The organism is Nitratireductor luteus, assembly GCF_026162365.1.
In the GTDB taxonomy this organism is placed as follows: domain Bacteria; phylum Pseudomonadota; class Alphaproteobacteria; order Rhizobiales; family Rhizobiaceae; genus Chelativorans; species Chelativorans luteus.
In genome coordinates, this window is the sequence record NZ_JAOANW010000013.1 from 55,997 (window position 1) to 72,530 (window position 16,534).

Below are 16,534 nucleotides of genomic sequence, written 5' to 3' on the forward strand. Positions count from 1 at the left end.
CCGTGCGCACGCGCCTTGTCGATGGTGGGGAAATTCCCCACCACAACGAGGTGGAAGGCCGCGACGGCGTGAAGCAGCCGGCGCGCAAGACCATCAGGACATCCTTCCTGCCCGACACGGAAAACCGTCGCGAGCTGATGAAGGTCGCCAAGGATCTCCGGGCCCAGGACCAGAAGACCCGGCATTCGGTGCGGCTCGCCCATATGGCGATGATCGCGGACAAAGGCGCGGCCAGCGCGCCGGGCAAGCTCGACCGGGCTTATCCCGTCTACTATGCCGACTGCCCGTGGAAATACGGCGTGCGCTCGGAGGTGACGGGGCGCGAGAAGAGCGCCGAGAACCACTATCCGACGATGACGACCGAGGAGATCGTCGCGTTGATGACCGGCCTGATCGGCGGAACGTCGCCGGCGGTGTTCTTCTGCTGGGCGACGAACCCGATGCTGCCGGATGGGCTGCGCGTGATGGAAGCCTGCGGCTTCACCTATGTGCATCACTGGATCTGGGACAAGGAAGTGGCCGGCACCGGCTATTGGGGCCGGGACCGGCACGAGCTTCTGCTGATCGGCCGCCGCGGCGATGTTGCCGCCCCGCTGCCGGGCTCGCAGCCGGAGACCGTCTACCGCGAGCTCAAGGGCAGGCACTCCGCCAAGCCCGACTATTTCGCCGAGACAATCGAGCGGCTCTACCCCGACATGCCGCGACTGGAACTGTTCTGCCGCACGCCCCGGCCGGGGTGGGACGCGTGGGGCTATGAGGCAGAGGAGACCACATCATGAAACTGGAAACCACAGCAGGGCAATTGCATTCGGCGCTCAAGATGGTGTCGGGCCTGGTCGAGCGTGTCGCCGTCAGTCCCGTGCTTACTTCCATCAAGATCGAGGACGGGCGTCTGACCGCCACCAATCTCGACATGGCGGCATCGGTCACCTTGCCGACCATCGGGAAGGTGGAGGGCACCGCAACGGTCGACTACTTCGCCCTGTCCGCCCTTGCCAAGCATACCGCCCATGACGAGCGGATCGCGCTGGCGGAAGATAGTGGGCTTGCCACGGCTTCCTTCAATGGCAGCGAATATCAGATGCCGTCCTATCCGGTATCCGATTTTCCGGATTTCGGTGCCGTCGAGGGCGAGGCCACCCGCTCCGACAATGCCGGCCTGATCCATGCCCTGCGCCGTGTGCGCTTTGCCATGTCGACGGAAGAGACACGTTACTATCTCAACGGTGTCGCGTTCTTGCTCGACCGCAACGAAGCGCCGATGCTCTGCGCCACCAATGGCCACCGGCTTGCCCTGATGCCGTTGCCTGCTGCGCCTGATGGTTCGATCGGCTCGATAGTCCCGCGACACACGGTGAACTTCCTCGCCCGGCAGAAGGGCGAGCCGTCCACCGTGGTGTTCGACCAGGAGCGACGGCGCTCCCGTTTCGACCTTCCGGGAATGACGGTTTCGGCAAAGCTGATCGACGGGACCTTTCCCGACGTCAATCGCGTCATCCCGCAGGATGCCGTCCGCTTGTTCTCGGTCGATCGCGCGGCATTGATGCGCACGCTGAGGCGCCTGTGCGCGTTCTCGCGATCTCACGGGATCTTGCGCTCCGTAAAGCTCACAGGAACACCGGACGGGCTGACCCTGAGCACGAGCGCTGACGGCCGGCGGGCGTCCGAGCGCATGAGTTTCGTGTCGCCACCGGAAAAGCCATTCGAGTGCGGGTATAACGCCGACTACCTCGTCGATGCGCTTGCTGCGCTCAACGGCGAAACCGTGGCCTTCGCCTCTGTCGATGACATCGCCAACTCTCCAACCATCATCAGCGCCGAGGACGATCCGCTGCTGATCGTCCAGATGCCGATGCGCGTGTGAGGCGAACCGCAATGCTTGCCCCGCGCCCCGACTTCTCGCCCACCATGCTGCGCTTCTTCCTGCGCGCCCGCGCAAAGCAGGCCGTCGCCGACAGCGGCCGGCCGGGGCAGTCCTACCGGATCGTCAAGGACTTCAAGACGCGGCTGCGCAAGTCCGCCGGCGTGACCGTCACCCAGATGGACCTCGCCTGGATGGGGCGGCTGAACACGCCCGAACCACGGGCGCGGCTGTGGGCCGTGCTCGGGCACTTCCCAGCCGACCATGGCGTGACGCTTACCCATGGAGGGCAAGACGATGGCTGATATCGACCGCGCTGCCTTTGCCGAGGCCATCATGCGGGTGCTCGACCGCGCCGGGCTTTCTTTCGGAAAGGCCGTCGAGACCTGGCCCGAACTGGACAAGGCCATGCTTTCGCGCGCCTGCAGCGAGAAGCCGCTTTCGGCGGCGAATTTCCTGCTCGTCTGCAAGGTCATGGGTCTCGATCCCTTCGCCTACCTGATTCATGACAAGCAGCGCCGCGTGCGTCTGCGCGACATCGCGAAAAGGCTTTCGGAACAGTCCGTTACACCAGTAGTCAAACGTGAAACCTACACGGGTGCGGGGAGGGCGAGGGCGTGACCCACAGCATGATCCCCATCATCCGCGAGATGCATGACGCGGGCAGCGACGAAGAGCGGGCACGGGTGCTGCTGATGGTCTCCGATGCCGTGCTGATGAAATACCGGCACGTGTTCGAGGCGGCATGCCGGCATGCCCAGTTCGATTGCGGGCTCGAATACATCAATGTCCGCCGCGCCGCCTGGCATGCGGTGCGCGGGCCGGACGGGCGGCAACGCAATCCTCTGTTCGAGGATGCGCGCCAGCGCTTTGCCACTATGGCCGGAACGGAAGGGGGCGCGAAGCCATGACCGCTCCTCTCCAGGTCTCATTCGTCAAGGATGTTCGCGAGGCCATCTTCCGCGAGGCGAAGCTGCGGCAGCTGCGGCCGCAGGTGCTGGTTGCCGCCGCCATGCGCGGCGTGCTCGAAGGCAACCTGCTGGACGCGGTGATCGACGGCGAAGACGCGCGGCGGCTCGCCGGCGGCCATGCCCGTGACGCGCTCAACGGGCTCACGCTGATCCAGTCCGGCCTTGTCTACCTGATCGGCCTGCATGCGGGACGGGACGGTGCCGCGCGGCTTTCCCTCTCCGGCTACCAGGCGCGCATGGAGGGCGCTTCGATTGGCGGTATCCAGAACGCGCTTGCGCGACTTGCCACGCTCGGCCTGATCCGCCGGCGCGGCACCAGCTCGCGCCTTACGCCGCAGGCCTATGCGCTGACGCCGGCCGGCAAAACGATCTACGCCGCCCTTTCCGGCGCCGACGTGGATGGAGGCGAGGGATGAGCCGGCGCGATGACATTCGCGAACGCATCATGTCGTGCGTCGAGATTGTCGACACCGGCTACGAGACTCCCTGCCATCTTTGGACTGGCCAGCTTTCCGGGGACGGTCGCGGCGGCGGTTATCCCCGAATGAAGCTCAATGGGCAGACGGTGGCCGTCCATCGCGTGAGTTTCACCAACGAGCACGGATACATCCCCGGCAAGAAGCAACTCGACCACAAATGCCGGCAGCGGCGCTGCGTGCGCGACGATCATCTTGAGATTGTTACCTGCAAGCAGAACGCCATACGGCGTGAGATGGCGAACGGCCGGAGGAAGCCCCGGAAGCGGCGGAGCCACAAGCCCGAGGTCATGGTGCTGGAGGCGGCGGAATGAGCGAAGCCGCCCACCTGCGCCGCATCCGCGACAAGCTCGCCGCCATCGCCCCGGCCGAATGGAGCCTGGCGGCGGATGATCTCGGCCTGTTTGTCGAGGCCAGCGACAAGGATGGAGCGCCGGTGGCACTCGTGCGGGCGCAGCCGGGGGTGAGCTCCGAAGAAATCGAATTCATGGCCGATGCCCCGCGCAACATGGCCTTCCTTCTCGCCATCTTCGACAGGGCCATTGCCGCGATGCGCGAGCGGAGCGGCCAATCCGGACGACAGGGCGCGGGCGAGCCATCGGCCACGGCGCAGGATACGCCGAGGAACTACGCGGCCGAAGCCGCCATGAAATGCCAGGAGCCGGCCTTCAAGGCATTCCTCGAGGCGCGGCACGGGCTGGAACGCCCGCTGACCGACGACCGCGTGGCGCAAAAGCTGCGCAGCCTTCTGGGCATCGCCACGCGCAAGACGCTGAACACCGACGACGCCGCGGCGTCGCGCTGGAAGCGGCTGCGGGAAGAATTCAATGCATGGAGGACGGCGGGATGAATATTTTAGAATCCGGCAGTGTTTTCCTCCAGGGGAATCCGGAGCAGCGCACGTTTGTTCGACTGCCGTTCGTTGAGAATCGTATATCGAATATCGACCCATGCGGTGTCAATCTGTCGCGTCGTGGCGAGAAAGATCGTGAAGCTGGAATTGTCGGAATCGATCTCATTAAACGAAATCGAACCGTCGCGGGGATCCGCTATATCGGGTCCAGAATACCATCCAACAATGGGTGGATCGTAGGTAAACGTCTTGGGCGGAAAGAAGACAATTCCGTCTCCGCTGCCGTCGACAGCCTCAATGAGCTTTATATTGTAGTCACCTTTCAGAAGCACTCGAACATAGACGCGATATACCCTTCGATTCCGAAAGTTGTGTGTACGCAAATCATAGGCGGAAATTTCCGGACCGAAGCGAATGTCTTTCTTAATGGCCTTCTGAATTGCGTACCTCAGGCCATTGCTCAGTATCGGGCCGAAAAATCCAGACAACCCTTCCATGCTGCGCCTCCCACTCTGTGGGGATGGTTTGAGCACGAACGTCGAGCGCCATCAAGTTCCAGCATCGGTGGTCATGCGGCCGAGTGTATGAGCCGGCTATACCCCTGCTGTAACCATCTCGCAAATGCGGGCAAGATACCCATAGAAGTGTCGGAACTATCGTCGTTGGCCGCGGCCCAGCGGGTGATGGCAGCATGAGTGCCTATCTGCTTGGCACCGGCTTTCGCGCCGACATGGGCACCTGCATCCGCAAGCTGGTGCTGCTCAAGCTGATCGACGCCTGCGAGGACGACGGCACCCGCATCTTCCCGGCCATCGCCACCGTGGCGCGCGCGGCGCAGTGCAGCGACCGCCAGGTGCAGCGCGAGATCAAGGCGTTTGTCGAGATCGGGCTGCTGACGCTGGTGCGCGAGGGCGGCAAGGGGCGGCGTTCGACGAACGAATACGCCATGGACCTCGACGTGCTGGGCGCGATCTCGAAGGACGGATGGGACGTCTATGCCGACCGCATGGCTAAGGGTGACACGGTGTCACCCTTAGAAACCGGCTCCAAGGGTGACACGGGGGGCACCGATAGGGTGACACGGGAGACGGCTAAGGGTGACAATGAATGTCATACAACCCCTCCAGACCCCTCCCTTGATCCCTCCGTTGAGAGAGAGGCGCGCGCGAGCGGGCGGGAAGCGGGCCAGCCGGAAGACCCGAAAGCGGTGGAGAGGGCCTTCTGGCAGGTTGTGAAGGATTGGCCGGGCTTTGCCGGGATGCCGAAAGAGCCGGCCAAGCGGGCGTGGATGGCGCTTTCGCCGGAAGACCGCGCCGACGCGGCGGCGAAACGCGATGCCTGGCTGGCACTGCTCAAGGCACAGCGCAAATCCCACACGCCGGCGCCTTCGACCTATTTCGGCGAACGGCTGTGGCGGGACGTGCCGGAGCCGGAGGAGGAAAAGCCGGTTGCGCTGGAAGCCAAGCCCTTCGGACCGCTGTGGCAGGCCGTGCGGGTGAAGCAGCTTCTGCTCGGCCCCACGGTGCCGCAAACCGCCCTGACCGCATTCCAGCGCCACATGGTCGAAAAGGGCGAATGGGACGAGGCGCAGCTGCGGCTGGAGAGCCAGGCAAAGACCGGGTTTCCGGTGGTCAACGCCATTCACGACAAGGCCGCGCACCGGCAGGGCATTTCGGTATCGCCGGCGCTGCAGCCTCTCGCCGATCTGATGGAGGCGGTGCCTGTCGGCTCCGATGTCTTCGAGGCCTGGCGCCGCCACCATGAGCGGCATGGCTGGCCGTGGATACCCGATCCTGGCGGCATGCGGGTGGTCTACTTCCCGCGCGGCGGACCTGCCGGGCTGGGGGAACTCGAGGCGGCTCTTCGGAGCGATGACGGGCAAAGCGAGGAAAAGGCGGATGATCGTGGCGGACGTGAAGCGGCTGAATGATGCGGAACGGATCAATCTGGATCGCTGCTACGCGAAGAGCGACAGGCAGATGGACGTCTCTCGACGCCAACAGGCATTGCTTGCGGCAGCTGGAATGGATGGGCCGAATCGGCGTTGGGCGATCATCAAGGTTGCGCCCAACCGGGAAAATGATGTGGATAACCTGCTCGCCAGGGCGATGATCGAGCATTGGCTGCCGCTGAAAAAGGCTGATCAGGCGTCCCATGGCGGCAGGGCAGGGCGCAAGGGGAGCGCCATTTGGGTGCTGGCTTGGCCCGGATATATCTTCGTAAAGGTGGCGTCTACGGCAGCGGCTTGGGCTGGCGTCGCGAGTGTCAAGCACACGAAATCAGTGCTCGGCGTTGATGAACGTCCCTTCTTCATCGACGACGCCATGATGTTGAAAATCAAGGCCGAACTGGCGACGTTGAAGACGGTCGACGGGCCAGAGACGATGTATGTCGAAGGTGAGAAGGTGAAGGTGGTCGACGGGCCGTTCGCATCGTTCCCTGCGACTGTGGAGAGCATAGCGCAGGATGGTCCTCATGCGGGACGGGCGCGCGTCGAGGTGATGATCTTTGGCCGTGCGGTGCCAGTCGAGCTCGATCTTGCGCAATTGGCGAAATCGTATTAGCAGACTCGTCCTCAGGAGACCTGACAGAGTCGCACTCCAGGTGAGGCAGCGCCATCAGGCCCAGGTGAAGCGGACGGAACAGACGTCTCAGCTTCATCGCGATGGGAACCTATTGTCGAGACATCCTCATGAAGATCACGGTCGGCGCAGATATGCGCGACTTCGAGAAGCGTCTTGCGCGTGATCTCGGTCGCGATCTTCCTTTCGCTGTGGCGCGGGCTCTGACCTGGACCGCCAAGGATGTGCAGAAGAACTCCCGGAAGGGGATGGGGCGCGTCTTCGACCGGCCAACACGATGGACGCTGAACGCCGCTTTCGTGAAGCCGGCCAACAAGCGCACCCTCACTGCCGAGGTCTACTTCAAGGACTTCGCACCGAAGGGAACGCCGGCAGGCAAGTATCTGCTGACCCAGATCAAGGGCGGGCGCAGGCCGCACACCCGCTGGGAAAAGCGATTGATCCATGCCGGCGTGATGAAGGCGAACGAGTATGCGATGCCCGGCAAGGGCTTGAAGCTCGACCGTCATGGCAATGTGCCACGTGGCACCTATGCGAAGATCATCGCGCAATTGCAGCTCGGCGCGAGCGGAATCGGCAACGAGAGCAAAACGACCAAGGCGGGCAAGCGTAGGCGGGGGGCCGCACGCTATTTCGTCTCCTACGGAAAGGACGCGCCTCGCATCGGAAGCGTTCGACCTTCGAGCCTGCCCAGGGGGATATGGCAGCGCGACACAAGGGGAAAGATATCCCCGGTGTTCGTCTTCGTGAGCCGTGCGCCGGACTATCCGGACATCTTCCACTGGAAGATGTGGGCGGAGCAGACGGTCAGGGCGCGCTTGCCGATCAACTTTCATCGCTCCGCAGCGATGATCTTGCAGCGTCCGAACCGCTGAAGCGTCCCGACGACCGCGAAACCGGGCCCACCCACGCCCCTCCATCCTCACGGGTCCTTCCCAGCCAACCCCGCCCAGCGAGTAATTCGATCCGCGATGTTGCGGTAGTCTGAGCGGAAATTGAAAGCCTAAAGTCGAAGCCTAAAGATGACCGCATCCGCTAAAGTCGAGACGATGACGAAGGGCGACTTCGCGCGCCTGATCGGCGTGTCGCCTGGCCGCGTGTCGCAGTACATCGCCGAGGGCAAGATCTTCGGCGATGCGCTGGCGGGCGAGGGGCGCGGTGCGAAGATCGTTCCGGACGTGGCCCGGGCGCAGCTGGTGAAGACGCTGGAGCCGACGCAGCGGCTGGGCGGCAACGGGGCGGCGCTGCGCAGTGTCGCGGCGGCAGCCGAGCAGTCCGAGCCCCCAGCGCTGACGAAGCCGACCGCTGAGCCCGTCCATGACGAACTGGCGGCCGAGCGGCTGAAGCAACAGCGCATGAAGACGGCGCAGCTCGAACGCGCGGAAGCCTTGGAGGCGGGTCGCTACATGCTGGCGGAGGACGCCCGCCGCGAAATGGGCCGCGCGGTGGGTGAGGCCTTCAAGATCATGGATCAGGGCATGCGCGAGATGTCGACGGCGCTTGCCGCCGAGCTCGGCGTCAATCAGCGCGAGGCGCACCAGGTAATGATCAAGGCCTTCCGCGACGTCCGCGCCCAGGCGGCGTCCGGCTTTCGTGCCGAGGCCGCTGCCTCGCCGGCGCTGGTCGCCGACCAGCCCGACGACTTGCAGGCCGCGTCATGACCATGATGTTCAATCCGCGCCGTATGGCGTGCGAGGTCCTGGCCGAAGCGGCGGAACCGCCGCCGCCGGTCGACTACTTGCAGTGGGCGATCGACAACATCGTCTTTTCCGAGCGCATCACGGATCACTCCGGGCGATACAATCCCGGCCTCGTGCCGTTCTTCAACGAGATCCTCGCCGCCCTGTCGCCGGACGATCCGTGCAACACGGTGACGCTGGGCAAGTCAGCCCAGGTGGGCGGCACGATCCTCGCCAACATATTCACGCTCGGGACCATGGATATGGACCCTTGCGACTTCCTGTACACGCATCCGACCGACGACAATGCCGCGCGTTGGTCGAAATCGAAACTGATGCCGCTTATCCGCGAGACCACCGCGATCAAGCGCATCTTCTCCGAGTCGAGCCGCGAGGGCGGCAACTCGATCCACTACAAGGAGCGCATCGACGGGCGCGGCGCCATCCAGGCGTCGGGCGCGAACTCGCCGGCCAGCCTGTCCATGATCTCGCCGCGCAAGCAGGTCCAGGACGACCTGGCCAAGTGGAACATGAACGAGGCAGGCGACCCCGAAGCGCAGGCCGACAGCCGTTCGAAGGCCTTCTTCAATCGCAAGGTCCTGAAGGTTTCGACGCCGCTTATCTCGCCGGGATGCCGTATCACGACGAACTATCATGCCGGGACACAGGAAAAGTATCACGTCCCATGTCCGCACTGCCACGAGTTGCAGGCGCTGGAATGGGAGAACATGCGGGATCACATCGACCCCGAGCACCCGGAGAATGCCCATTTCGTCTGCATCCATTGCGGGTGCGAACTCCATGAGCACCATCGCGCATGGATGGTCGACCCGTCGAACGGCGCCAGGTGGATCGCCAGGCATCCCGAGCGTGCCCGGCGGCATCGTTCCTTTCACATCTGGGTCGCCTATTCGCCGTTCGAATCGTGGGAAGCCCTGGCGCACGCCTGGTTGCGGGTGCAGCGCGGCGGCCCCGACGACAAGGAAAAGGGCGCGGGCGCCGAGCAGACCTTCTACAACGACTGGCTGGGGCTGCCCTACGAGGCCGACAACAAGGCGGTGGCCTGGGAGGATCTGCGGGACCGGGGCGAGGAGAGCGGCTTCGCGCGCGGCGTGATCCCGGCCGAGGCGCTTGCCATCATCCTCGGCATCGATGTGCAGGGTGACCGTGTCGAGTGGCAACTGGTCGGATACGGCCGCAACCGCTTCCGCTGTGTCGTCGATCGCGGCATCATTGACCACCGCGCCGGCAGCCATCTGCCCGGCTACAAGGTCCATTCCGGCCACATCGCCGAACCCGAGGTTCGCGCCGCCCTCGACCGCCTTGTGGCGAAGACGTGGGTGGACGAATGGGGCAACCGCCGCTGCGCCGACATGACGGCCATCGACGGCAACGCCTACACCGAGGATGTCTGGGGCTGGGTCCGCAAGCATCCGAAATCGCGTGTCATCATGGTGCGCGGCGACAATCGCGACACGGCCCGCATGCTCAGCCAGGTGCGCGAGTTCGACCGCAAGGGCAAGCCGAAGAAGCAGAAATGGGCGGCGCGCTTTTTCAACTTCAACGCCTCAATCATGAAGATCGGCCTCTACCGCGATCTCAAAAAGGACGATCCGGAGCAGACCGGATACATCCGTTTTGCCATTGGCCTCGGCGATGACTTCTACCAGCAGGTCACGTCCGAGATCCGCGTCGCCGAACGCACGCGCACAGGCCATGCGCGCTACGTGTGGAAGCTTCCGGCCGGCACGCGCAACGAGGCGCTGGACATGATGAACCAGGCCCATGCCGGTGCGATCCGCCTCGGCGTCACCTACTGGACGGACGAGGAATGGGACATGCTGGCCGAGCGCCTGGCCAAGGCTGAGAAGCCGGCACAGGCCGACCTCGAGGACCTGCTGACGCCCGTGCCCGAGAACGAGGCGCGAAAGTCTACCGATAGCAATACCGCCGACGCCCTCGTCACCGCCGCCCTGGCACGCGCCGAGCGGGCCCGCAAGCGCAAGCGATAGGAACATCATGGCACTGACACCGGAACAGCGGGCTGCGCTCGAAGCGCAGCTTGGCGAAGCGCGCGCGGCTCTGCACCGGCTCGAGTTGGGCGCCATGACCGCCAGCGTTTCCTACGAGGGCGAGCAGGTGACGTATTCGGCCGCCAGCCGCGCATCGCTGCGCCAGTACATCCGTGACCTTGAGGCACAGCTCGGCCTGCGCACCAGCAGCCGGGCGCGTAGCCGTGGAGTGATCTTTTGATGAGTCCGACCGTGACCAGCTCCGCGCCCGTCCTGCTCGGGCCGGACAGCAACCCGCTGCCGGCAGGCGTGCGCAACGCGGCGCGCATGCAGATGTCGCGCAACCGCATGATGGCGTCGACCGCCTATCAAGGCGCGGGATACGACAACCCGTCGCTGGCCAAGTGGCGTCCGGGCAGTTTCTCGGGACAGGCCGCGTTGCGCTGGGAGCGGCCCGAGCTGGTCGACCGGCTGAACGATGCCGCCCGCAATGACGGTTGGTCCGCCGCCGGCGTCTCACGCCTGGTCGACAACATCGTCGGGTCCGGCTGGACCCTGTCGGCGAAGCCGAACTTCACCTCGCTCAACATGAGCTACGAGGATGCGGAGGAGGTCGCCGACCAGATCGAGGCGCTGTGGCGCGACTACACGCTCGATGTCGACAAATGGTGCGATGCCGAGCGCTCGAAGACCATGTCCGGCATTCTTGGTCTTGCCGCGCGCCATCGCTTCGGCCCGGACGGCGAGGCCTTCGCCCTGGTCGTGTGGCGCGATGATGCGCCGGGCTTCCAGACGGCAGTGCAGGTTGTCGATCCCGGCCGATGCTCAAATCCGATGGGGCGCATGGACAGCGAATTCATGCGCGATGGTGTCGAGATCGACAGCTACGGCGCTGCCACCGCATACTATTTCCGGCGCGCGCATCCTGGCGACGTCTTCACAGGCATGCCCAATCAGTGGATATGGGATCGCGTTGAGCGCCAAACCGAGTGGGGGCGCCCCATGGTGGTCCACGCATTCGAACAGAAGCGCGCGGGCATGACGCGCGGTGTGTCCGACTGGGCGCCCGTCATACGCTCCATCAAGCAGTATACCGACTACGAGGATTTCGAATGTCAGGCGGCGCTTTTGAACGCGGTCATGGCGGCCTTCATCGAAACGCCTTTCGATCCTGACGAGCTGATGGATTCTCTTGGCGTCGACGGCCAGTCGGCGGTCGGCAACATGTACGGCGCAATCTCCGAGGCGCAGAAGGCCTATTACGGGGCCGCGCCCATCGACATGCCGGGCGTACGCGTCAATACACTCCAGCCGGGCGAGACGGCAAAGTTCACCCGGCCGGAACATCCCAACGCGAACTTCGACGTGTTCGTGAACGCCGCGCTGCGCAAGATCGCCAGCGCCGTGGGTCTGACCTACGAGCAGCTTTCGATGGACTGGTCGAAGGTCAATTACTCGTCGGCCCGTGCCGCCCTTCTGGAAATCTGGCGCGGCCTGACGGGCAAGAAATCGAACATCGCCGCACAGTTCATGGGCCCGATCTATCGCGCCTTCCTCGAAGAAGTGTTCGACAAGGGGCTGGTCAAGCTGCCAGCGGGCGCGGTGCCCTTCGAGGACAACCCCGCAGCCTGGTGCCATGCCGAGTGGATCGGCCCGGCACGCGGCTGGATCGATCCGATGCGCGAGGCGGAAGCTGCCGGCATGCGCATCTCGACGAACCTTTCGACCCTCCAGGCCGAATCGGCGGAGCAGGGTCGCGACTGGAAGATGGACGCCATGCAGAAGAAGCGTGAGCGCGACTTCTATATCAAGCTCGGTCTCGACCCGGATTCCGGCCGCACGGAAGCGCGCATCCAGTCGCAATCGGTGACCCAGACCAAAGACCCCGACGACGAGATCGAAGAGGAGGTGAACGGCGACGAACGGGAGTCCGCCCGCCGCCACCCTGTCGGTATCCCGTCCATCCGTAGGAGCCCGGTATGAGCGGACAGTCACACTATCCCGAGATCGCGTCGCGGCTCTTCAACACGCCCCTGATGCTGCACGAGGCCAAAGGCGACATCATCGCTCGCGCTTTCGGGCCGCGCGTGCTCGGGATGCCCGATATAGATGTCCGTGGTGGCGAGCAGCTCGGCCTCGTCGGCGACGAAATGGGTCAGTGGGGAGAGTCCGGCGACCGCTACTATCAGCCTCGCCGACATGGCGACATCGCCGTCATCGAGATCGAAGGCTCGCTGATCAACAAGGGAAAGTGGATCGGCAAGTCGTCGGGGCAGACGACCTACGAGGGCATCATATCCCAGGTCAATTCCGTGATCGACGATGCGTCGGTGCGCGGCATTATTCTGGAAGTCGATTCCTTCGGCGGAGAGGTGACCGGCGCATTCGACTGCGCGGAACGGCTGTTCGAACTGTCTCAGGCCAAGCCGACCATGGCCGTGCTGACCGACCACGCGTGCTCGGCCGGATACTTGCTCGCCGCTGCCGCCCGCCAGATCGTCATACCGCAGAACGGCATTGCCGGGTCCATCGGCGTCATCTCGCTGCATGTCGACATGAGCAAGTGGCTCGCCCGGGAGGGGTTGGCCGTCACCATCCTCAAGGCAGGGCAGCACAAGGCGGACATGAACCCCTACGAGGCGTTGCCCGAAGAGGTGCTCGAGCGCGAGCTTACCGACCTTGAGGCCATTCGCGGTGAGTTCGCCGGGACCGTCGCCCGCTTTCGCGGTGACCGTCTACCGAAGGATGCCGCCCTGGCGACGGAAGCCGGCGTCTATCGCGGCCAGGCGGCAGTCGATGTCGGCATTGCCGATGTCGTGGCGCGGCCGAGCCAGGTGCTCGCCGCCTTCGAGGAAGAGATCGGCCGGACGGCCGGCTGAAAACTGGAGCAAAGGAGAAGCTTATGTCGACGCTCACTCAAAGCGTCCTCGCCGCCGTGCGTGGTCGCAGGAAAGGCTCGCGCCTCGAGGACGACCGGACGATCCCGGAAGAAATGGAGGAAGAGGAAAAGGAGGCTGAGGAGGAAGAGAAAGACCCCGACGTCGAGGAAGAGGATCGCGATCCCGACGCCGAGGACGAGGAAGAGAAAGACGAGGCCGACCTCGACGATGAGGAGAAGGATCCTGACGCCGAGGAAGAGGAAGAGGGCAAGCAGGCCGGCAGCGCCAAGGTGCGTCGCGCCGAACAGTCCCGTATCCGGTCCATCCTCACGCATCCGAAGGCCGATGCAAATCCCGGTCTCGCTTCCGAACTTGCGTTCGGAAAGCGCTTCTATTCGGCAAAGGCAGCGGGTGCGTTGCTCGATCATTCGGGCGGATCGGTCGGCCGACTTGCCGGTCGCATGAAGGGCAAGAGCCCCCGGATCGGCTCCGAACCTCACGGATCCCCGGCGACGGAGCGCCAGACGCTCGTTTCCAATGTCAGGCAGACCATCCAGGCCCTGCACGGTCGCAAGCCCGCTTCGAAGTGAACAGGGCCGGCCAATGTCGGCCGGCCCTTCCGCTCAATAACCGACCCCGCTTGGGTCATTGATGAAGGAACACAGCCATGGAAACCGCAACCTTTGCGCCAAACGATCTTCTCGTTTCGGATGTCGAAGTCGTCACGCGCAACATCACACTCGTATCGGGCCAGGTCCTGGAGCGCGGCGCCGTGCTCGGCAGGATCACGGCAGACGACAAATATACGTTGTCGGCGTCTGCCTCTGCCGACGGCTCCGAAACGCCGGCGCTCGTCCTCGCATATGACGCCGATGCGACCGCAGGCGACATCACGGTCGCCGCCTACGCCTCCGGTGCGTTCGATTCCACAAAGCTTGTTTACGGCACCGGACACGATGCCGCGAGCGTGGAAGCTGCATTTCGCACTGCCGGCGTGCCCCTCTACGTGCGCACGCTCGCCTAACCCCAACATCTCGAACGCTGTCCTGCGGGCGCTGTCCGCGTGGGCCAGAAAACGGCCGAACCAGAAAGGTCATGACAATGGGCAATATCCTACTCAACACTGCGGAGCTGATCGCCGTTCTTCCCCCGCGCGATCGGCCCGAAGCATTCCTGCGCAGCACCATGTTCACCACCGTGGTGCTTTCCGACATGGAAGAGATCGTCTTCGACAAGATCCTGCCGGATCGCGAACTCGCTCCCTTCGTTCACCCTGATGTACCGGGAAAGGATTCCGCCAATCGCGGTTTTCAGGCCACCAGCTTCACGCCGGCATACGTTAAGCCGCAGAACACCCTGCGTCCTCGCCAGAACATGATCCGCATTCCCGGTGAGCGCATCGCCGGAGACATGTCGCCGGCGGCGCGCTACGCCTACAACCTCGCGACTATCGTCGATGATCAGGATCTTCGGATCACCCGGCGCGAGGAATCGATGTGCAGTCAGGCGCTGCGCACCGGCATGGTGATCGTCGAAGGCGACGACTATCCGACGCAGACGGTCGATTACGGCAGGGACCCGGCGCTGACCATCGCGCTGGCCGGCGCGGCCCGCTGGGGCGAAGTCGGCATCGATCCCTTTGACGACGTCGAGGCATGGGTGCAGCTGCTTGCAGATACGGACGGCTTCACCGCCAGGACCGTCATTCTCGGGCCTGGCGCGGCCGGATTGCTCAAGAAGTCGCTGCGGTTCCTGGAAGCGCTCGACAACCGACGCCAGGACGGTGGTGTGTTCCAGCTGGGGCCGGTCTCGACCGGCGCAGAGGGCCGCTACTACACCGTGCTCGGTACCATCGGTCAGCTGACGTTCGTGCAGTACTCGCAGCCCTATACCATCGCCGGGGTCAAGGAGAATTTCTGGCCGAGCTATGGTGTCGGCATCTTCGATCCCTACGGCTTCATGGGCCATTTTGCCTATGGCGCCATCCTGGACAACGAGGCGCTGCTTTCGTTGGAGCGCTTCCCCGACATGTGGACGGAGAAGAACCCCAGCCGCACGGTTGTCCAGACGCAGGCGGCTCCGCTGCCCATCATGCCGGAGCCCAACGCTTCCCTCTTCGCACTTGTGCGCTGAGCCCTGTGCCGCCTTCAGCTCTCCGCCAGCATGTGCGGGCGGAGAGTTGCGGGAGACACAGCGATGCATCTCGGATCAAGGAGAAAACCAATGGCAGACAAGCACCGTTTCAATGCGACCGTAAACCTGGGCAGCACGTCTTACGCTCCCGGCGATGCCGTTCCGATTGGAGGCAAGACGGGCTTGCCGAAGGACGAGGTAGAACGGCTGGAGAAGCAGTTCGGCAAATGGCAGGGCAAGTCTGCCTCCGACGATGAGAAGCTGGCTCGGTCGACTGCAGAGAACAAAGAGCTGCAGGCGACCGTCGCCCAGCTTGAGAAGGATAAAGAGATCCTCGCTGCGCGCGCCAAGGAGTTCGCCGAGAAGAACACGGCACTAACGTCCGAAAAGCGTGATCAGGAGGCCTCGCTGCGGCAACTAGAGGAAGACAATGAGGTCCTTGCCACACGAGTTGCGAATCTGGAGGCATCTCTGACGCAGGCGCGGGATGACAACACCGACCTCGCAGCTCGCGTTGGCGAGCTCGAGAAGCCCGGCGGAGCGTCGAAGTGATGGCAAAGGCCTCTGAAACTGTGACCGGCCGCTGGCCGGTTGCCGTCTATGGCGCGGACCGCAAGCGTGTCGCGCCAGGCGAACCCGCCACCGTGACCAAGGAAAAGGCCACGGAATTCGACCGCCGTTTCGGTCGCTTGCCGGATGATGCGCCGAAGGCTGCATCCCCGGTCGCCGCACCGAAAGCAGACTGACGGGCGCATTCGATGACCATTCCGCCCCATCCCGTCTTCGGCGCCATGCCGAACGCATTCCTCTCCACGCTCGGCGAGGAATGCGAGTTGACCATCGGCGGTGTCCCGCTGCCGGGTCCCATTCGCGTCATCGCGCGCGGGCCCTTCGGCAGCGTGGCGCCGGATTCGGGATATGGCGAATCCGGCGTGTCCGGCATGAGGCCGAAGGCCTCCTTTGCCGAGACCGATGTTCCCGGCCTGAAAGACGGTGACACCATGGTGTTCAAGGGTGTGACCTGGAAGATATGCCAGCCCGAGCCGGATGGGCGCGGCATGGTGCGCTGCGAGCTGGAGAAGGCCTGA

At 64.1% G+C, this 16,534-nt stretch carries 22 protein-coding genes and 1 pseudogene; 22 read left to right on the forward strand and 1 reads right to left on the reverse strand.

Annotated features, from left to right (window positions below; genetic code table 11):
- Positions 1-128 precede the first annotated feature (128 nt).
- The 8 genes and pseudogenes from N1058_RS24265 to N1058_RS17805 form a co-directional block, all read left to right on the forward strand.
- Positions 129-779 (forward strand): annotated as a pseudogene (locus N1058_RS24265) (MT-A70 family methyltransferase); the annotation flags it as partial.
- Entirely contained in the window at positions 776-1,864 is a 1,089-nt protein-coding gene (gene dnaN / locus N1058_RS17775; RefSeq protein WP_265518945.1) for a DNA polymerase III subunit beta, read from the forward strand. The pseudogene N1058_RS24265 and the gene dnaN, both read left to right, overlap by 4 nt.
- 11 nt (positions 1,865-1,875) lie before the next feature.
- Positions 1,876-2,166, forward strand: coding sequence for a hypothetical protein (locus N1058_RS17780; RefSeq protein ID WP_265518946.1), 291 nt, complete (start codon positions 1,876-1,878; stop codon positions 2,164-2,166).
- The gene (locus N1058_RS17785) at positions 2,159-2,482 is read left to right on the forward strand and encodes a hypothetical protein (RefSeq protein ID WP_265518947.1); all 324 of its coding nucleotides are present in this window, start codon (positions 2,159-2,161) and stop codon (positions 2,480-2,482) included. Before N1058_RS17780 ends, N1058_RS17785 begins: the two co-directional genes overlap by 8 nt.
- Positions 2,479-2,772, forward strand: a complete 294-nt coding sequence (locus N1058_RS17790; RefSeq protein WP_265518948.1) for a hypothetical protein — start codon at positions 2,479-2,481, stop codon at positions 2,770-2,772. The genes N1058_RS17785 and N1058_RS17790 overlap by 4 nt, the downstream gene beginning before the upstream one ends.
- Positions 2,769-3,248, forward strand: coding sequence for a hypothetical protein (locus tag N1058_RS17795; protein WP_265518949.1), 480 nt, complete (start codon positions 2,769-2,771; stop codon positions 3,246-3,248). Before N1058_RS17790 ends, N1058_RS17795 begins: the two co-directional genes overlap by 4 nt.
- Positions 3,245-3,622, forward strand: a complete 378-nt coding sequence (locus N1058_RS17800; protein ID WP_265518950.1) for an HNH endonuclease signature motif containing protein — start codon at positions 3,245-3,247, stop codon at positions 3,620-3,622. Before N1058_RS17795 ends, N1058_RS17800 begins: the two co-directional genes overlap by 4 nt.
- Positions 3,619-4,158 (forward strand): hypothetical protein, encoded by a 540-nt coding sequence (locus tag N1058_RS17805; RefSeq protein WP_265518951.1) that lies wholly within the window; start codon positions 3,619-3,621, stop codon positions 4,156-4,158. The genes N1058_RS17800 and N1058_RS17805 overlap by 4 nt, the downstream gene beginning before the upstream one ends.
- 5 nt (positions 4,159-4,163) lie before the next feature.
- Here the strand turns inward: N1058_RS17805 and N1058_RS17810 are convergent, their stop codons facing one another.
- Positions 4,164-4,658, reverse strand: coding sequence for a hypothetical protein (locus N1058_RS17810; RefSeq protein WP_265518952.1), 495 nt, complete (start codon positions 4,656-4,658; stop codon positions 4,164-4,166).
- Positions 4,659-4,852: 194 nt separating this feature from the next.
- Here N1058_RS17810 and N1058_RS17815 point away from each other — a divergent pair, with 194 nt between their 5' ends.
- The 14 genes from N1058_RS17815 (at position 4,853) to N1058_RS17880 (ending at position 16,534) form a co-directional block, all read left to right on the forward strand.
- Positions 4,853-6,091 (forward strand): helix-turn-helix domain-containing protein, encoded by a 1,239-nt coding sequence (locus N1058_RS17815; RefSeq protein ID WP_265518953.1) that lies wholly within the window; start codon positions 4,853-4,855, stop codon positions 6,089-6,091.
- Entirely contained in the window at positions 6,060-6,725 is a 666-nt protein-coding gene (gene nusG / locus N1058_RS17820) for a transcription termination/antitermination protein NusG (protein ID WP_265518954.1), read from the forward strand. The genes N1058_RS17815 and nusG overlap by 32 nt, the downstream gene beginning before the upstream one ends.
- 128 nt (positions 6,726-6,853) lie before the next feature.
- On the forward strand, positions 6,854-7,618 hold the full coding sequence (locus N1058_RS17825) for a hypothetical protein (RefSeq protein WP_265518955.1): 765 nt from the start codon (positions 6,854-6,856) through the stop codon (positions 7,616-7,618).
- Positions 7,619-7,765: 147 nt separating this feature from the next.
- The gene (locus N1058_RS17830; RefSeq protein ID WP_265518956.1) at positions 7,766-8,404 is read left to right on the forward strand and encodes a hypothetical protein; all 639 of its coding nucleotides are present in this window, start codon (positions 7,766-7,768) and stop codon (positions 8,402-8,404) included.
- Positions 8,401-10,434, forward strand: a complete 2,034-nt coding sequence (locus N1058_RS17835) for a phage terminase large subunit family protein (protein WP_265518957.1) — start codon at positions 8,401-8,403, stop codon at positions 10,432-10,434. Before N1058_RS17830 ends, N1058_RS17835 begins: the two co-directional genes overlap by 4 nt.
- A 7-nt stretch (positions 10,435-10,441) precedes the next feature.
- Positions 10,442-10,675, forward strand: a complete 234-nt coding sequence (gene gpW, locus N1058_RS17840; RefSeq protein WP_265518958.1) for a gpW family head-tail joining protein — start codon at positions 10,442-10,444, stop codon at positions 10,673-10,675.
- Entirely contained in the window at positions 10,675-12,417 is a 1,743-nt protein-coding gene (locus N1058_RS17845; RefSeq protein ID WP_265518959.1) for a phage portal protein, read from the forward strand. The genes gpW and N1058_RS17845 overlap by 1 nt, the downstream gene beginning before the upstream one ends.
- Positions 12,414-13,313, forward strand: a complete 900-nt coding sequence (locus N1058_RS17850; protein ID WP_265518960.1) for a S49 family peptidase — start codon at positions 12,414-12,416, stop codon at positions 13,311-13,313. The genes N1058_RS17845 and N1058_RS17850 overlap by 4 nt, the downstream gene beginning before the upstream one ends.
- Positions 13,314-13,336: 23 nt before the next feature.
- On the forward strand, positions 13,337-13,903 hold the full coding sequence (locus N1058_RS17855; protein WP_265518961.1) for a hypothetical protein: 567 nt from the start codon (positions 13,337-13,339) through the stop codon (positions 13,901-13,903).
- A gap of 77 nt (positions 13,904-13,980) precedes the next feature.
- The gene (locus N1058_RS17860) at positions 13,981-14,337 is read left to right on the forward strand and encodes a head decoration protein (RefSeq protein ID WP_265518962.1); all 357 of its coding nucleotides are present in this window, start codon (positions 13,981-13,983) and stop codon (positions 14,335-14,337) included.
- Between the two features lie 77 nt (positions 14,338-14,414).
- A complete protein-coding gene (locus N1058_RS17865) occupies positions 14,415-15,446 on the forward strand; it encodes a major capsid protein (RefSeq protein ID WP_265518963.1) in 1,032 nt (343 codons plus the stop codon).
- Between the two features lie 90 nt (positions 15,447-15,536).
- Positions 15,537-15,998 carry a hypothetical protein gene (locus N1058_RS17870; RefSeq protein WP_265518964.1) on the forward strand — a complete coding sequence of 154 codons (462 nt, stop codon included), beginning with the start codon at positions 15,537-15,539 and terminating at the stop codon, positions 15,996-15,998.
- Complete coding sequence (locus tag N1058_RS17875; protein ID WP_265518965.1) at positions 15,998-16,192, forward strand: hypothetical protein; 195 nt, start codon at positions 15,998-16,000, stop codon at positions 16,190-16,192. Before N1058_RS17870 ends, N1058_RS17875 begins: the two co-directional genes overlap by 1 nt.
- 12 nt (positions 16,193-16,204) lie before the next feature.
- Positions 16,205-16,534, forward strand: a complete 330-nt coding sequence (locus tag N1058_RS17880; RefSeq protein ID WP_265518966.1) for a head-tail joining protein — start codon at positions 16,205-16,207, stop codon at positions 16,532-16,534.

Excerpts from the sequence above, each read along its gene's own strand:
- N1058_RS17860 (WP_265518962.1), top strand. The coding sequence starts at position 13,981 with ATGGAAACCGCAACCTTTGCGCCAAACGATCTTCTCGTTTCGGATGTC.
- N1058_RS17780 (WP_265518946.1), top strand. The coding sequence starts at position 1,876 with ATGCTTGCCCCGCGCCCCGACTTCTCGCCCACCATGCTGCGCTTCTTC.
- N1058_RS17870 (WP_265518964.1), top strand. The coding sequence starts at position 15,537 with ATGGCAGACAAGCACCGTTTCAATGCGACCGTAAACCTGGGCAGCACG.
- N1058_RS17800 (WP_265518950.1), top strand. The coding sequence starts at position 3,245 with ATGAGCCGGCGCGATGACATTCGCGAACGCATCATGTCGTGCGTCGAG.
- N1058_RS17845 (WP_265518959.1), top strand. The coding sequence starts at position 10,675 with ATGAGTCCGACCGTGACCAGCTCCGCGCCCGTCCTGCTCGGGCCGGAC.
- N1058_RS17810 (WP_265518952.1), bottom strand. The coding sequence starts at position 4,658 with ATGGAAGGGTTGTCTGGATTTTTCGGCCCGATACTGAGCAATGGCCTG.
- N1058_RS17865 (WP_265518963.1), top strand. The coding sequence starts at position 14,415 with ATGGGCAATATCCTACTCAACACTGCGGAGCTGATCGCCGTTCTTCCC.
- gpW (WP_265518958.1), top strand. The coding sequence starts at position 10,442 with ATGGCACTGACACCGGAACAGCGGGCTGCGCTCGAAGCGCAGCTTGGC.
- dnaN (WP_265518945.1), top strand. The coding sequence starts at position 776 with ATGAAACTGGAAACCACAGCAGGGCAATTGCATTCGGCGCTCAAGATG.
- N1058_RS17880 (WP_265518966.1), top strand. The coding sequence starts at position 16,205 with ATGACCATTCCGCCCCATCCCGTCTTCGGCGCCATGCCGAACGCATTC.
- nusG (WP_265518954.1), top strand. The coding sequence starts at position 6,060 with ATGATCGTGGCGGACGTGAAGCGGCTGAATGATGCGGAACGGATCAAT.
- N1058_RS17795 (WP_265518949.1), top strand. The coding sequence starts at position 2,769 with ATGACCGCTCCTCTCCAGGTCTCATTCGTCAAGGATGTTCGCGAGGCC.
- N1058_RS17805 (WP_265518951.1), top strand. The coding sequence starts at position 3,619 with ATGAGCGAAGCCGCCCACCTGCGCCGCATCCGCGACAAGCTCGCCGCC.
- N1058_RS17875 (WP_265518965.1), top strand. The coding sequence starts at position 15,998 with ATGGCAAAGGCCTCTGAAACTGTGACCGGCCGCTGGCCGGTTGCCGTC.
- N1058_RS17785 (WP_265518947.1), top strand. The coding sequence starts at position 2,159 with ATGGCTGATATCGACCGCGCTGCCTTTGCCGAGGCCATCATGCGGGTG.
- N1058_RS17835 (WP_265518957.1), top strand. The coding sequence starts at position 8,401 with ATGACCATGATGTTCAATCCGCGCCGTATGGCGTGCGAGGTCCTGGCC.
- N1058_RS17830 (WP_265518956.1), top strand. The coding sequence starts at position 7,766 with ATGACCGCATCCGCTAAAGTCGAGACGATGACGAAGGGCGACTTCGCG.
- N1058_RS17825 (WP_265518955.1), top strand. The coding sequence starts at position 6,854 with ATGAAGATCACGGTCGGCGCAGATATGCGCGACTTCGAGAAGCGTCTT.
- N1058_RS17815 (WP_265518953.1), top strand. The coding sequence starts at position 4,853 with ATGAGTGCCTATCTGCTTGGCACCGGCTTTCGCGCCGACATGGGCACC.
- N1058_RS17855 (WP_265518961.1), top strand. The coding sequence starts at position 13,337 with ATGTCGACGCTCACTCAAAGCGTCCTCGCCGCCGTGCGTGGTCGCAGG.
- N1058_RS17850 (WP_265518960.1), top strand. The coding sequence starts at position 12,414 with ATGAGCGGACAGTCACACTATCCCGAGATCGCGTCGCGGCTCTTCAAC.